Annotated in this window: 14 protein-coding genes; 9 read left to right on the top strand and 5 right to left on the bottom strand. The window is 66.3% G+C overall.

The window, feature by feature from the left end:
- Nucleotides 1-39: 39 nt before the first annotated feature.
- Nucleotides 40-915, bottom strand: coding sequence for a DUF559 domain-containing protein (locus AAFP05_RS05615; RefSeq protein WP_341728872.1), 876 nt, complete (start codon nt 913-915; stop codon nt 40-42).
- 282 nt (nt 916-1,197) lie between these two features.
- On the opposite strand from AAFP05_RS05615, the gene AAFP05_RS05610 reads away from it, so the two are divergent.
- From AAFP05_RS05610 to AAFP05_RS05570, 9 genes are read left to right on the top strand one after another with little or no spacing between them, the layout of a single operon-like run.
- Nucleotides 1,198-2,793: an ABC transporter substrate-binding protein gene (locus AAFP05_RS05610; protein ID WP_341728871.1), complete on the top strand. Its 1,596-nt coding sequence runs from the start codon at nt 1,198-1,200 to the stop codon at nt 2,791-2,793.
- Nucleotides 2,790-3,827, top strand: a complete 1,038-nt coding sequence (locus AAFP05_RS05605) for an ABC transporter permease (protein WP_341728870.1) — start codon at nt 2,790-2,792, stop codon at nt 3,825-3,827. The genes AAFP05_RS05610 and AAFP05_RS05605 overlap by 4 nt, the downstream gene beginning before the upstream one ends.
- Entirely contained in the window at nt 3,817-4,665 is an 849-nt protein-coding gene (locus tag AAFP05_RS05600) for an ABC transporter permease (RefSeq protein ID WP_341728869.1), read from the top strand. The genes AAFP05_RS05605 and AAFP05_RS05600 overlap by 11 nt, the downstream gene beginning before the upstream one ends.
- Nucleotides 4,658-6,211 (top strand): ATP-binding cassette domain-containing protein, encoded by a 1,554-nt coding sequence (locus AAFP05_RS05595; RefSeq protein ID WP_341728868.1) that lies wholly within the window; start codon nt 4,658-4,660, stop codon nt 6,209-6,211. The genes AAFP05_RS05600 and AAFP05_RS05595 overlap by 8 nt, the downstream gene beginning before the upstream one ends.
- Nucleotides 6,192-6,887: an urease subunit gamma gene (locus AAFP05_RS05590; RefSeq protein ID WP_341728867.1), complete on the top strand. Its 696-nt coding sequence runs from the start codon at nt 6,192-6,194 to the stop codon at nt 6,885-6,887. The genes AAFP05_RS05595 and AAFP05_RS05590 overlap by 20 nt, the downstream gene beginning before the upstream one ends.
- 1 nt (nt 6,888) lies before the next feature.
- Complete coding sequence (locus AAFP05_RS05585) at nt 6,889-8,589, top strand: urease subunit alpha (RefSeq protein ID WP_341728866.1); 1,701 nt, start codon at nt 6,889-6,891, stop codon at nt 8,587-8,589.
- Entirely contained in the window at nt 8,589-9,242 is a 654-nt protein-coding gene (locus tag AAFP05_RS05580) for an urease accessory UreF family protein (RefSeq protein ID WP_341728865.1), read from the top strand. Before AAFP05_RS05585 ends, AAFP05_RS05580 begins: the two co-directional genes overlap by 1 nt.
- Before the next feature lie 40 nt (nt 9,243-9,282).
- The gene (gene ureG / locus AAFP05_RS05575) at nt 9,283-10,059 is read left to right on the top strand and encodes an urease accessory protein UreG (RefSeq protein WP_341728864.1); all 777 of its coding nucleotides are present in this window, start codon (nt 9,283-9,285) and stop codon (nt 10,057-10,059) included.
- Nucleotides 10,059-10,865, top strand: a complete 807-nt coding sequence (locus AAFP05_RS05570; RefSeq protein WP_341728863.1) for an urease accessory protein UreD — start codon at nt 10,059-10,061, stop codon at nt 10,863-10,865. Before ureG ends, AAFP05_RS05570 begins: the two co-directional genes overlap by 1 nt.
- On the opposite strand, the gene serB is transcribed toward AAFP05_RS05570, so the two are convergent.
- From serB to AAFP05_RS05550, 4 genes are all read right to left on the bottom strand, one after another.
- The gene (gene serB / locus AAFP05_RS05565; protein ID WP_341728862.1) at nt 10,832-12,064 is read right to left on the bottom strand and encodes a phosphoserine phosphatase SerB; all 1,233 of its coding nucleotides are present in this window, start codon (nt 12,062-12,064) and stop codon (nt 10,832-10,834) included. The two genes, AAFP05_RS05570 and serB, sit on opposite strands and share 34 nt — an antisense overlap.
- A 15-nt stretch (nt 12,065-12,079) precedes the next feature.
- On the bottom strand, nt 12,080-13,363 hold the full coding sequence (locus AAFP05_RS05560; protein WP_341728861.1) for an adenylosuccinate synthase: 1,284 nt from the start codon (nt 13,361-13,363) through the stop codon (nt 12,080-12,082).
- Between the two features lie 163 nt (nt 13,364-13,526).
- Nucleotides 13,527-14,201, bottom strand: a complete 675-nt coding sequence (locus tag AAFP05_RS05555; protein WP_341728860.1) for a queuosine precursor transporter — start codon at nt 14,199-14,201, stop codon at nt 13,527-13,529.
- Nucleotides 14,202-14,318: 117 nt separating this feature from the next.
- A complete protein-coding gene (locus AAFP05_RS05550; protein ID WP_341728859.1) occupies nt 14,319-14,927 on the bottom strand; it encodes a DUF559 domain-containing protein in 609 nt (202 codons plus the stop codon).
- Between the last annotated feature and the right edge of the window lie 112 nt (nt 14,928-15,039).

Genomic DNA, 15,039 nt, shown 5'->3' with positions numbered 1-15,039 from the left:
AGGCATCTGGGGAGCAATCAAGCGCGTTGAGCGGCGCGATCACGCCCACTGAACGCCGAGTTGCCGAGCTCGCGCCTTACAGATCTGTTTCACCAGGGCAGCGAAGCGGGCAGGATCATCGAAGACATCCTTCGCGGTGAAGCGCACCACCTGCCAGCCGCGAACTGCCAACTCCTCATCGCGTCGACGGTCTCTCGAAAACGCGCGCTCATCCCCGTGATAGGTGTACCCGTCGATCTCGATGATCAGCTTGAGCGGGTCGAACGCGATATCGGCGATTATCGATGCCGTGATGGGCAGATTCGCCTTCCAGCCATGTATCCCAGCTGCCTGGAGAGCCTGGTGGCCAACGCGCTCCGCCGCGGACCAGGGCTGACTGGCTGATTTTGCCAAGAGGCGGGCGCGCTGCTGGTTCCCCGGCCTGCCCGGGATAGCAGCCAACGCCGCCGTCATGTCATCGAGCCGGATCCGGCGGCGCAGTGCGTCGTCGACTACCGCGCTCCCCAGAGCCGGAATCAGATCGACAACAGTCAAGGCCGCACTACTGACGCGGATACCTTGGTCCGAGGTGATCAATTCTGCTGGTATCTGCCGGTGTGTCGCCCGCAGCCAACCTCGAGAGTGCAGTCGCCGTGACGCGACCTCGATCACCTGGCACTCATCTGCTCCGAACAGGCCATGCAGCGCCGCTGCGGCCTGGCCAAGGATCACTGCATCGGGATCGGATTCCATCACCGCCCGCATCTTGATCGTCAGATCGCCGGCTTCGCCGGTGCGCGCGTAGATGGCCGGCAGAACCCGCTCGATGTCACCTTGCTTCAGTGCCCAACTGATCGCGCCCCTCAATTGGGGCAGTTTCGCGCGATTGATCACACCACCGGTGGCAGCCAGGACTCCTAATAGATCTGTGTGCATGCCGGAAGGATCGGCAAGCCGCCCCCCGGATCGGTCAAACGGACAACACACTGTGGATAACTCGACGGTCTCTGGCGAACCGGATGGTTCAACATGCTTCAGTGCTCCCCAGCTGCCCCGGCCGCGATCAAACCGACGCGCTGGAGCCAGCGGGGGAGCAATCAAGCGCGTTGGATCCTCACAACCTGCTGCGCGCTGCTGACGGTCACCGTGTAACTGCTGTGTAACGGCAAGTTGATAACGTCACCCTTGAAGGAAGACTCCCGCCGGAGGAAAGGCATCATGCGCATCTCGATGTGGCTCACCACCGTGGCAACGGCAGCCGTTCTCAGCGCGTGTCAGGCCCCGGCATCTGTGCCCTCGGTATCGGTTGGTTCCGCGCAGGCCGGGGCGATCTTGCGGCTGGCGGAGACGAACGAATACGAGACTCTAAATCCGCTGGAGTACACCTTCTCGATCACCTCGAAGTTCTACGATTCGCTGGTCACCGTGGGCGCCGACGGTCTCGAACCGGAATTGGCCACCCAACTGCCGATAGCCAACGACGATCTGAGCCAGTGGACGGTTCACCTGCAAGAAGGAGTGACGTTCAGCGACGGCTCGGCCTTCGACGCCGACGACGTAGTGGCGACCTACCAGGCGGTGCTCGACCCGGCCACCGCATCACCACTACGCGGAAACTACGGGTTGTTGACCTCGGTCGAGGCCACCGACCCGTTCACCGTGGTCTTCACGCTCTCGGCACCCTATGCCGCCTTCCCGGTGCTGCTGACCCTGGGGATCCCCGCCTCCGAGAAGGTCGGCGGCTCCATCCTCGATTCGACGCTGACCCGCCAGCCCGACGGCACCGGCCCGTACACGTTGGCCGACTGGCAGCAGGGCAGTTCCATCACCCTCCAGGCCCGGGACGACTATTGGCGCGGCAAACCGGCCGTCGAGACCATCGTCATCGGGTTCGTCAGCGACGAGAACGTCCGCGCGCAACGGCTGCTGAGCGGCGACTTCGACGGAGCCCAGCTCTCGCCGCTGGTCGCGTCGCAGCTCGACGGCCAGCAGGGGCTGGAGATCTTCACCAACCCGAGCGGCGACTACCGTGGCATCACATTGCCCCAGAGCCTGCCCATCTTCGCCGATCCGCAGGTGCGGATCGCACTCAATCTGGGCACCGACCGGCAGGCCATGATCGCCGGCATCCTGGCCGGTCACGGGCAGCCGACGAGCACCCCGATCACTGCTTCCTTCGGGGACGCTTTCAACCCGGACGCCACCTTCGGCTATGACCCGGAGCGGGCTGCCGCTCTTCTCGATGCCGCCGGCTGGACACTGGGTTCCGATGGCATGCGGACGAAAGACGGCGTCCCGTTCTCGTTCGAGCTGATGTATTTCGCCGAGGACACCGTGCGGCGCGACGCGGCGCAGGCCTTCGCCTCCGATGCGGCCAAGCTCGGGATCGAGGTGCGGCTGCTGGCAGTCGACCGTGCGCAGGCCAGACAGAAGATCGCCACCACCGCATTCGTCTTCGGCGGCGGAGACGTGCCCTACGATCCCGACACCCAGGTCTTCAGCGCGTTGCATTCGTCGTTCGCCGACTATGACCCCAACGACCCGTATTCGAATCCCAGCCAGTACCGCAATCCGGCGGTGGACGAGTTGCTCGACAAGGCCCGTGGCGAGGTCGATACCGCGCTTCGTGACGCGGATTACCGCGAATTGCAGTCGCTGCTGATCGCGAACCCGCCGACGGTCAGCCTCTTCGTCCTCGATCACAGCTACGTGGCACGCGGGCTCGACCGGTACTCCCCCATCGAGCATGTCGTCGAACCCCACGAACACGGCGTGGCCTGGGGGCCCTGGTGGAATGTGGCGAGCTGGCGATGAGCACCACGCCCGTCAGCACCGAACCGCGCGATCGGGTGCGGCCGCGCCGCCACCGCAGTCGCGCGGCACTCGCGGCACGGCTGGTGCTTCGCAGGCTCGGCTGGCTGATTCCGCTGCTGATCGGGCTCAGTCTGCTGGTCTTCGTCTTGGCCGGCTTCGCACCGGTCGATCCGACCGCCGCGTTCCTCGGCTCGCAGGACGAGTTCACCAGTGCCGCCGGACGCGAGGGTATCCAGAGCGCGGTGGCGCAGCTGCCGTGGTGGCAGACCTGGCTGAGCTGGCTCGGCGGCGTGCTGACCGGGCATCCGGGTTACTCGATCTCGGCGCGGATGCCGGTGGCCGACGTGGTGTCGGCCCGTCTGCCGTGGACGCTGCTGCTGATGACCGGTGGCCTGCTGGCTGGGTTCGTGGTAGCCGTCCCGCTCGCGATCACGGCCGCAAGGCGGCCACAGGGCCTGCTGGCCCGTGGGCTCGATCTGTTGATGTGGGTGCTCGCGGCGGTGCCGCCGTTCCTCGTCGGACTAGGCCTGATCGCCGTCTTCGCACTCGGATTGCAGGCGCTGCCCGCCGGCGGCATCACCACCCCGGGGGCGCCGGTCAGTTTCGCCGGCACCTCGCGACACATGATCTTGCCGGTCGCCGCGGTCACCGCTGGGCAGCTGCCGTGGATCACTCTGCATCTGCGAAAGGCACTGGTCGAGGCATCCGACGATCCGGGGGTGCGGGCCGCTCGGCTTCGCGGGATTCGCGAGCATCGGGTCTTCGTGCGGCATATTCTGCCCACCGCGATGATCCCGGTGCTGGCGATCACCGGCGCCCGGCTGACCGAGGTGATCGCCGGCTCGGTGCTGGTCGAGCAGATCTTCTCCTGGCCCGGACTCGGGCAATCCCTGGTGGCGGCGGCCCTGGCCCAGGATTTCCCGCTGCTCGGCGTGGTGTCGATGCTGCTCGCCGCGATGGCTCTGATCGGCGGCCTGCTGGCCGATCTCGCCCTGGTCCGGCTCGATCCGAGGACCGATCCCGATGAGCTATGACCTGGCACTTCCCCGCGGGCGGACGCGTGGGCTCGCAATGCCCCGGGTCTCGTGGTCGCGTGCCGTGGCCGGCCTGGGGTTGGCTGCGCTGGTGGTGTACGCGGTCGTCGTGCCGTTGACGAATATGGTGCCGTTGACCGATGTCTCGTATCAGGTGGGCGCTCGGCCACCGAGCCTTGAGCATCTCTTCGGCACCGATCTCGCCGGACGAGATCTGTTCGTCCGGTGCGCCTACGGCCTGCGGGTCTCGATCCTGGTGGCGCTGGCCGGCGCGTTCAGCGCGATCGTGCTGGGTTCGGCGGTCGGCCTGAGCTGCGGGCTGATAGGCGGACGCTTCGACCGTCTGGTGATGCGGATCGTCGACGGGATCAACTCGCTCCCGCATCTGCTGCTCGGCATCGTCATCGCGGCCACCTTCCGCGGCTCGCTGCTGGCGATCATCATGGTCGTCGCACTCACCCACTGGCCGCAGACAGCCCGGCTGGCCAGGGCCGAACTGCTGGCCATCTCGGTGCGCGACCACTATCGGGCCGCGATCACCCAGGGCTTCACCCGCGCCCAATTGCTGCGCCATCACGTTTTGCCGCGGCTGTTCAGCCAGCTCAGCGTGGCATTCGGGCTACTCATCCCGCATGCCATCTGGCACGAGTCGACGCTCACTTTCCTCGGGCTCGGGCTGCCGCCGCACCAGCCTTCGCTGGGCTCGCTGTTGAACCTCGGCCAGCAGGCACTGCTCACCGGCAGCTGGTGGACGCTGGCCGCCCCGGCCGGACTCCTGATCATCACAACGGTGGCCATCACCGCAGTGGTCAGCCCGAGGGAGCACCGCCATGGCTGAGCACACCAGCCACGCTTCGCACGATCACGCGCGGGCACAGATCACGGTGCGCGGGCTCGAGGTCAGCTATGGCGACCGATCCGCACTGAAAGGCATCGACCTCGATCTGCGCCCGGGCGAATTGCATGTGCTGCTCGGATCGTCGGGGGCGGGCAAGACCACCATTGTCAACGCGCTGACCGGAATGCTGCCACGAACCGCACGACTGGGCGGCCGGATCGAGCTGGATCACGGCGAAGCCCACTGGAATCTGGTTGGGTTAGGCCCGAGGGCCTTCCGTTCGCGTATTCTCGGCAGGATCATCGGCACCACCATCCAGGGATCGGTCAGCGCGTTCACCGCCACCAGCACAATCGGCACCCAGTTGCGGGAGGCCATCGGGGCCATCTCGCCGAGAACCGGACTGCTTCCCGTCCACCCGCATCTGACAAGCTCGGACGATCAGCAGCGGCTCCGCGAGCTGTGTTGGGCCGCCGGCGCGGAGATCGACTGGCTCGGCCGCTACCCGCACGAACTGTCCGGTGGTCAGCTGAGCAGGCTGGGGCTGGTGGCGGCCATGATCGGTCATCCGCCCGTGCTGCTGGCCGATGAGCCGACCGCCGGCCTCGATGGCGAATCCGCGGCCGGCCTGATGAATGCCCTGGCGAGCTTCGCTCACAGCGGTCACGCCGTGCTGCTCATCACCCATGAGGCGGGGCTTGCGCGTCGGTTCGGGGATCTCGTCTCGGTCATCGAGAACGGAACCATCACCGCCCAGGGCGATCCGCGCGAACTCATCGCGCCACGCCGAGTCGTCCGGCGCTCGGCCGCGGCTGCTCCTGTTGAGCCGGGGCCGGGCTTGGCGGCCCGCCGGGTCACCCGAGTGCTCGGCGGACAGCAGATCGTCCGAGACCTCTGCCTCGAGGTGCCGCGCGGCCGGATCGTCGGCCTGGCCGGGCCGTCCGGGGTGGGCAAGTCAACACTCGCGTCGATGATGGCGCTGCTGGCCGCGCCGGACGCCGGGGCCATCGAGCTCGATGGCCGGACGCTGACCCAAGCAGGACTCCGGCTGCCCCCGCAGGTGCGCCGCAAGGTCGGCTGGGTCTGTCAGCAGCCGTTCACCGCGATGGACCCGCGGATGAGCCTGGCGAAGGCCATCGAGCTACCGGCCCGGCTCGCGGGGCTCGACGTCCGCGCCGAGGAAGCGGCCGGGTTGTGCGGACTGCCCACCGACGTGCTCGTCCGTCGTCCGGATCAGGTATCGGGGGGCGAACTGCAACGGGCCTGCATTGCCCGGGCGCTCGCGCTGCAGCCCGATTACCTGGTGCTCGACGAGATCACCGCCATGCTCGACCATCGAACAGCCGATGACGTGCTGAAACAGGTCGGGGCAGCAGCGGACGAGCACGGCATCGGTGTGCTGCTGATCTCGCACGATCAGCTCGTACTGGACGAGTTCGCCGACTTTGGTTGGCGGCTGGAACCGGGCAACGATGGACCAGCATTGCGTCGGGCAGATGACAACAACGAGATCGAGGAGTATCACAATGCATCTCACTCCAGGTGATCAGGAACGGCTGATGCTTGCGCTGGCCGGAATGGTGGCTCGCGACCGGCAGGCGCGCGGAGTCAAGCTCAACTACCCCGAGGCGGTCGCACTGCTGACCTCGTGGGTCGTCGAGCGGGCGCGCGACGGGGCGAGCGTGGCCGAGCTGATGCAATCCGGACGCGAGGTGCTCGGCCCCGACGACGTGATGCCAGGGGTCGCCGACCTGATCACCGACGTGCAGGTGGAGGCGATGTTCCCCGACGGACGCAAGCTGGTCACCTTGCATCATCCGATCGCCGGGGGCAGCGGCGAGGGACCGGGCGCCATCCGGGTCACGCCGGGGACCGTCGAGATCAACGCGGACCGTTCTGCTTCGGAGCGCATCGATCTGACGATCACGAATACCGGCGACCGGCCCGTGCAGATCGGCTCGCATCTGCATCTGCCGGACGCGAACTCGGCGCTGGCTTTTGACCGTGACAAGGCGTTCGGGTTCCGGCTCGACATCCCGGCCGGCACCTCACACCGCTTCGAGCCGGGGGTCAGCCGCACCGTGCAGGCGGTGACGATCCGCGGACGACGTCGTGTGCCCGGGCTGCAGACGGGCAAGACCGACGGCGGCGATCTCGGTCGGCTGCCCTCGCCCGCCGGCAGCACCACCGATAGCGACGCCGACCAGACCAAGGAGTCCTGAGATGCAGATCAGCCGCGAGAAGTACGCGTCGCTCTACGGCCCCAGCGCCGGCGACCAGATGAGGCTGGCCGACACCGACCTATGGATCGAAGTCGAGCAGGACCTGACCTTCGGAGGCGATGAGGCGGTCTTCGGAGGCGGCAAATCGATCCGCGAATCCATGTTGCAGGGATCGGTCACCAGCGCCCAGGGCGCCCCCGACACCGTGATCACCAACGCGATCGTCCTCGACTGGTGGGGCATCGTGAAGGCCGATGTCGGCATCAAGGACGGCATGATCGTCGCGATCGGCCGGGCGGGCAACTCCGATGTCAGCGACGGCGTACATCCACAGCTGGAGATCGGGCCGTCCACCGAGATCATCAGCGGCGAGGGCAAGATCCTGACCGCGGGCGGATTCGACTCGCATGTGCACATGATCTCGCCGTCGCAGACGGTGGAGGCACTGTCGACCGGAATCACGACCATCAGCGGCGGCGGCACCGGTCCGGCGGAAGGCACCAAGGCGACCACGGTGACCCCGGGTCCCTGGCATCTGCGCCTCATCCACCGCGCCTTCGACCCCTTCCCGGTCAACGTGCTGCTGCTCGGCAAGGGCAATACGGTCAGCGCCGAGGGACTGGCGGAACAGGCGCTGGCCGGCGCGGGCGGCTACAAGGTGCATGAGGATTGGGGCTCGACCCCGGCCGCTCTCGACGCGGCACTGCGCGCCGCCGACGAATGGGGCCTGCAGGTGGCGTTGCACTCCGACTCGCTGAACGAGGCCGGCTATGTCGAGTCGACCATTAAGGCGATCGCCGGACGCTCGATCCACACCTTCCACACCGAAGGCGCGGGCGGCGGTCACGCCCCCGACATCTTGAAGCTGGCGAGCGAGCCCTACGTGCTGCCGGCGTCCACCAACCCGACGCTGCCACACACCAAGAACACCGTGGACGAGCACCTCGACATGCTGCTGGTCTGTCATCACCTCAATCCCAAGGTGCCCGAGGATCTGGCGTTCGCCGAGTCGAGGATCCGGGCGACCACGATCGCGGCCGAGGACATCCTGCATGACATGGGTGCGCTGTCGATCACGTCGTCCGATGCGCAGGCGATGGGCCGGATCGGGGAGGTGATCACCCGAACCTGGCAGGTCGCGCACGTGATGAAGGCCAGGCTGGGTGCGCTCGGTGGCGGTCTGCCGGCAGACAATGAGCGGGCCCGCCGCTATGTGGCGAAGTACACGATCAATCCCGCTATCGCGCACGGGGTTGACGCCTTCATCGGCTCGATCGAGGCCGGGAAGATGGCCGACCTGGTGCTCTGGGACCCGCGCTTCTTCGCGGTACGCCCGGAGATGGTGATCAAGGGCGGTGCGGTCGTCTGGGGTTCGCTGGGCGACCCGAATGCGTCCATCACAACTCCGCAACCGACCCTGGAGCGGCCCACCCTCGCCGCGCCGGCGGGCGCGGAGTTGTCGGTCTCGTTCGTCTCCCCCGCCGCGCTGGACGCCGGGTTGGCGTCCACACTCGGGTTGCGCCGCAGACTGCTTCCGGTCGCGGGAACCCGGCAGACCACCAAGGCCGATATGAAGAACAACGCTGCCACACCGCAGATCGACATTGATCCGGAGACCTTCGCGATCGACATCGACGGAGTCCGTATCACCCCCGACCCGGTCGATGAGTTGCCGATGGCCCAGCTCTTTACGCTCTACTGATGACCACGCAGGCCATGATGCTGGCGTTTCTGGCCGATGTGCGTTTGCCGGTCGGCACACATACCCAGTCGGCGGGCCTGGAGCCCGCTCTTCAGGCGGGCATGCCCGTCGATGCGGTGACAGAGTACGTGGTCACCAGGCTGGCGACGGTGATCGAGGTGGAGGCCGCCACCGCGGTAGTGGCCCGATTCACCGAGCTGGCCCGCGGTGAGCTGGATCCGGTTGAGCGTGCGTGGGCGGCGCGGACACCGAGCAGGGCGCTGCGAGACAATTCCCGCCAGCTCGGACGCGGCCAGGCCAGATTGGTCGACGTCTTGTGGCCCTCGGCCGGTGGCGAGCGGTGCGGGCGCTACAGCCGCGCCGTGCTGATCGGGATCGCGGCTGCCAGGTCCGGGCTCGGATCCTTCGAGACGGCCTCGCTGATCGGCTACGACGATCTGCAATCGGTGACCTCCGCCCTGCTCAAGCTCGAGCCCACCGACCCGGTGCAGGTCGCCGCTGTGACCAGGGATCTGCTGCCCGAGGTGGATGCGATGGCCGAGCGGGTCGCGGGGCTTACTCGTCCGGACGACATCCCTGCCCATGCGGCGCCCCAATTGGAGCTATGGGCCGAGCAGCACTCCCACGCGACCGAGCGGCTGTTCCATGCCTGAGACCAATTCTCAGATCCGAACCAGAACCAAGGAGCACGATATGTCCATGCGAGATCAACAGATGGTATCGGGAAACCCCCGAGCGGGACTTGATGTCCCCGGCGCACCGACCCGCGCGATGCGGCTCGGGGTGGCCGGGCCGGTCGGCACCGGCAAGAGTTCGCTGATAGCGACGATCTGCCGGGCGCTGTCGAGTTCGCTCTCGCTGGCCGTGGTGACCAATGACATCTACACCGATGAGGACGCCCGGTTCTTGAAGGCAGCCGGGGTGCTCGACCCCGAGCGCATCCGCCCGGTCGAGACCGGAGCCTGCCCGCACACCGCGATCCGCGATGACGTGACGGTGAATCTGCTTGCCGCGGAGGACTTGGAGGCTGATTTTGCGCCGGTCGACATCGTCTTGATCGAGTCGGGAGGCGATAACCTGACGGCGACCTTCTCGCCTGCACTGGTCGACGTGCAGATCTTCGTCCTTGATGTGGCGGGCGGCGGCGACGTGGTGCGCAAGGGCGGCCCGGGCATCGCACGCGCCGATCTGCTGGTGATCAACAAGACCGATCTGGGACCGTTCGTCGATGTCGATGTCGAGCGGATGATCAGGGAGGGACGCGAGGTGCGCCAGGGGCGTCCGGTGATCGGGGTTTCCCGCAAGGATCCGGAATCGATCGCCGCGCTGGAGCAATGGGTGATGGATTCACTGACGAGCTTTCGTAGCGGCCATCATGTGGCCGTGGATCCGGGCCCGATGGCTCCCCATGTGCATGCGGACGGCACGGTGCACTCCCATGCCGGCGGCGCGCACGATCATCAGCATTGATGCGTACCCGCATCGTCATTGAGCCTGGACGGCGCGGACCGCGGATCGAGTTGCGCGGCGATGTACTGACGCCGCGGATCTTGTCGACCGGACCGCGTGGCAGCGCACAGATCGCCCTGGTCGCAACCCAGATGCTGCTGTTGGCGGGGGATGACATCGGCATCGACGTGCTCGTCGGCACCGGCTGCACGCTGGAGATCGTCGAGCCGGTCGGCACCGTGGCGTATGGCGGCGAAGGCGAATCCCGCTGGGGCATCTCGATCGAGATCGCCGACGGCGGCACGCTGATCTGGCAAGGCCAGCCGTTCGTGATCTCGGATGATGCCCGCGTACGCCGCTCCACTCGAGTGACGCTGGGCGAGGGTGCCCGTCTGCTCCAACGCGAGGTCCTCGCATTCGGACGATCCGGACAGCAAGGTGGCGATCTGGCGAGCGAGTTTCACGCGTATTCCTCCCGCATGGGTGCGGCGCTGCCGGTCGATGGTCACCACCCGGAAGGTCCCCGGCATCGTTGTGCGCCTCTGCTGATCGAGGACCTCGATCTGAGTCACGGTCGGCGCGGTCGCGTTGGTGTGCTCGGCGAAACCAGAGTGCTCGACTCGATCATCGCGCTGGGCTGGCGCCCTGAGGCAGAGGCATCGGCCGGGGTGACGGCTTTCGAGCTGGCCGAGCCCGGCACCCTCCTCAGGCAGCTCGGACGCGAACACACCCACCAGCAGATGGACACCTGCTGGCGCGCGTGGCATGGCGAGCTGTCAGGCTTGGGATGCGCTCAGCCCTTGCGAGCTCTCAGCTTCGACACTTGACTCAGCAGCGGACCCAGTTCGCGGGCAGCAGCAGCGTCCACCACCTCTTCGCGGCTGAAGCCGAGCAGGAAGAGCACGGCGTCGAGATACGGCAGGTTCAACGAGGTATCAGCAGACGCCCGCACGGCAGGCTTGGCGTTGAACGCCACACCGAGACCTGCCGCAGCGAGCATGTCTAGATCATTCGCCCCGTCGCCGATGGCAACGGTTCGTGACAAGGGTAATCCCTCGGCTACCGCGAATTCGCGCAGCTTCTGGGCCTTCGCGGCCCGGTCGACGACCGCTCCCTGGACGCGTCCGGTCAGCACGCCGTCGACCACCTCGAGCGAGTTCGCATGCACATGAGTGATGCCGAGTTCAGCTGCCAGCGGTCCGACGATCTCGATGAAGCCGCCCGAGACCAGCCCGATCGCGAATCCCAGATCCTGCAGGGTACCGACCAGGGTCCGGGCCCCCGGTGTCAGCCGGATCGCGTTGCGGACCTCGTCAAAGACGGACACCGGCAGCCCGGCGAGCTTCGAGGCACGCTCGTGCAGGCTCTCGGCGAAGTCGATCTCGCCGCGCATCGCAGCGGCGGTCACTTCGGCGACTTCGGCCTCGCGTCCGGCATGCGCTGCCAGCAGCTCGATCACCTCGTCGCGGATCAGCGTGGAATCGACATCCATCACGACCAGCCGGCGGCCCTGCCGCGACAGCCCCGCCGGCGAGACGGCGACATCGAAGCCCGCCTCGGCCGAGGCACGAGCCAACGCCGGACGCAGGTCGACGACCTCGGCGTGCGAGACCCAGAACTCAATGCTGGTCATCGGCTGGCGCGACAGCCGGCGGCTGCGGTCGATATTGCCACCGTGCTCGCTGATCACTCGGGCGGCGGCCGCCACATGCTCCGCCAACAACGGCCTGCCCAGCAATGTCACGACCACCCGCTTGGGGCGCGGCGGATTGTCGCCGACACCTTCGGTGATGTGGAGCGTCACACCCAGCCGAGCACAGGTTCCGGCGAGCCGGTCGGTCAGCTCGGTGGCGTCCGCGGGCAGCGCACCGAACAGCAGCGCCAAGATCAACTGCTCCCGCACGACCACCTGTTCGAAGTCGAGAACCTCGGCCCCGGTACGCGCGATGGCGTCCATCAGCTGAACCGTCATGCCCGGCGCATCGGTGCCGGTGATGGTCGCGGCCAGCGTCTGCCGGTCGTTCATGATCGCGAATGCCGATCAGATCAGCGGATTGATGATGATCGACTCTTCGCGACCCGGGCCGACGCCGATGCCGCTGATGCGGCAATGGACCAGATTCTCCAGGTAGTGGACGTAGGCCTGGCAGTTGGCGGGCAGCTCGTCGAAGCGGCGCGCGGCGGAAATGTCCTCACTCCAGCCCGGCAGGTACTCGTAGATCGGCTTGGCAGCGCACAGTTCGGGCTGGGTCATCGGATACACATCGCTGCGGACCCCGTCGATGTCATATGCCACACAAACCGGGATCTTCTCCCAGCCCGAGAGCACGTCGAGCTTGGTGAGGAAGATATCGGTGCAGCCGTTGATCTTGGCCGCGACCTCGACGATCGGGCCGTCGAACCAGCCACAGCGGCGCGGACGACCGGTGGTTGCGCCGTACTCGCCGCCATCTTGGCGCAACTTCTCGCCGTCGGCGTCCAGCAGTTCGGTCGGGAACGGGCCTTCCCCGACGCGGGTGGTGTAGGCCTTCGCGATCCCGATGACCCGGTCTATGCGGGTCGGACCGACCCCGGTGCCGGTGCAGGCGCCGCCGGCGGTGGGATTCGAGCTGGTGACGAACGGGTAGGTGCCGTGGTCGACATCGAGGTGGTGCGCCTGGGCGCCCTCGAAGAGCACGACCTTGCCTTCGTCCAGAGCGTCGTTGAGCAACCGGCCCGAGTCAACGATGTACGGACGCATCCGCTCGGAGTAGCTCAGCAACTGCTCGGTGATCAGCTCGGCATTGATCTCGCGACGGTTGAAGATCTTGACCAGCGTCTGGTTCTTCTGTTCCAGGGAAGCGACGACCTTGTCATGCAGCAGGTCGGCGTCCAGCAGGTCGGCGGCACGTAGACCGACGCGGTTGACCTTGTCGGAATAGGCGGGACCGATACCGCGACCGGTCGTCCCGATGCGCTTCTTGCCTGCGAACCGTTCGGTGACCTTGTCGAGGGTCTGGTGATAGGGGGTGATCAGGTGAGCGTTCGCGCTGATCAACGGATGGTCGACGGTGACGCCGCGCTCGGCAAGCCCGTCGAGTTCGTGGTACATGACCTGGGGATCGACCACCAAGCCGTTGCCGATCACGGTGACAGCGTTGCGGTTCAGGATGCCTGCCGGCAGCAGGTGCATGATGAACTTCTCCCCGTGGGCCACGACGGTGTGACCGGCGTTGTTGCCGCCCGAGTAGCGGACGACGTAGTCGACCTGCTCACCGAGAGCGTCGACCGCTTTGCCCTTGCCCTCGTCGCCCCACTGGGCGCCCAGAACGATGATGCCCGGCATGTTTGCATACCTTCCTGTTCGTCCCGGTCGATTCCTCCCGGAACACAGCGAAACCCTCTGCTTGAGGTAGTCAGCAAGAGGGCTCTTGCGACCTCACTCTAGCTGGCCGGTCTGGCTGCGGCCAACGATGCCCACCATGAGGCCACGCGATGAGCCATCCGGCTCAGGACGCCGGAGCATCTCCCCAGTAGGTCGGCTCCTTCTTCTTCAGCCATCCGATGGCACGCGCGGTGACCGGCATCAGCGCGTACTGGACGAGGATCTTCCAGAGAAATCCGAAAAACGTATAGCTGAGCCACTGGTTGAACGTGGTGATGCCGATCACCGGCGCCGCGATCGTGCAGAAGACGATGGTGTCGACCGCCTCCCCTGCACCGGTGGACGATGCGAGGCGCTGATAGAGCCGTTTCTCCGAATGCCGCCGCTTACCGCTCCACATGATCAAAGAGTTGGTCGTCTGTCCGCCCGCATAGCCGGCCATGCTGGCCAGTACCACCTGCCAGACCGGGCCCAGCGCAAGTTCGAGCGCCTGCTGGTGGGCGATGCCGTAGTCATCGTCGAATCCGGGCAGTGCGATCAGGATCGCGTAGATCAGCACCGACGCGGCATTGGCGACGAAACCGGTGATGATCGCTCGTTTCGCGGCGCGCGGGCCGTACACCTCGGTGATCATGTCGCCAAGGATGTACGCGAGCGGGAAGAGGAAGAACGCGCCATCGGTGATGACCGGGCCGAAGACCACGCCCTTGGAGGCACCGATGCTCGACAGAACGACCACGACCGCCATCGTGGCGAGCATGATGGCGTAGTTTCCGGATCCGATGCTGGCATATCTCACGGTGGGCCAGTCTAGAGGCTCGGGGCGCCCGCCCCCATGTGCCTCGTCTTCTTCAGTTAAGGGCTTGGATCGATCCAAGCCCTCGGTTTCCCGCTGACCGGCCTCAGGTGAAGAAGATCAGGCACGCCGCCAGGCAGCTAGGGCTGCCCAGGTCTGTTCCAGAACGGTCTCGGGTTCATTCCAGATCATCATTGGCGTGAACCGCAGGATTCGCCAGCCGTCGGCAGTGAGCCAATTGCCGCGCGCTCGATCGGCCTCGAAACTCGCTACTTGCGTGTGGTACTTGCGCCCGTCGACTTCAACAATGAGCTTCGGAACATCAAAGGCAATGTCGGGCACAACGAGGTGTTCACCGCAGCTGATCTTTCGATTGCCAACCCACCCGTCGATGCCCGCCTGTCGGTAGAGCATCTGCAGATTCATCTCAGGCACGGACCACGGATTGCCAATTGCCCGAGCCAGGCATTCCTTCCTGACTCCAGTCTTCAACCTGTGCGCGACAAGGTCGTTGGCCCGGGCCAACGAGTCGGCATTCACGGCCCCTCGTCGTAGCCCCTCGCATAAGGCGGCCCACTTCCCCATCATCGCCATGTCCAACACCGTCAGCTCCGGATTGGTGATGATCGCGGTGCCCCGGTTCGCTCGCAATTCCACCGGCACCTTGATCTGATGCAGCCGCACGATCTTCGGAACAACATCGGTCTGGGGGCCGGCCAGGTCGATCATGCCGTCGGGGCAGTCAGGCCAGAAGGAGGCCCGCGCTGCAGCAGGACCCATCAAAATATGGCCTGGCCGCCAGGTGTGCACTGCCCTTGCTCGGATCACCGGGTCATCAACG

Source organism: Brooklawnia sp., assembly GCF_032229645.1.
Lineage (GTDB): Bacteria > Actinomycetota > Actinomycetes > Propionibacteriales > Propionibacteriaceae > Brooklawnia.
This window is presented reverse-complemented; position numbering and strand designations above follow the sequence as displayed.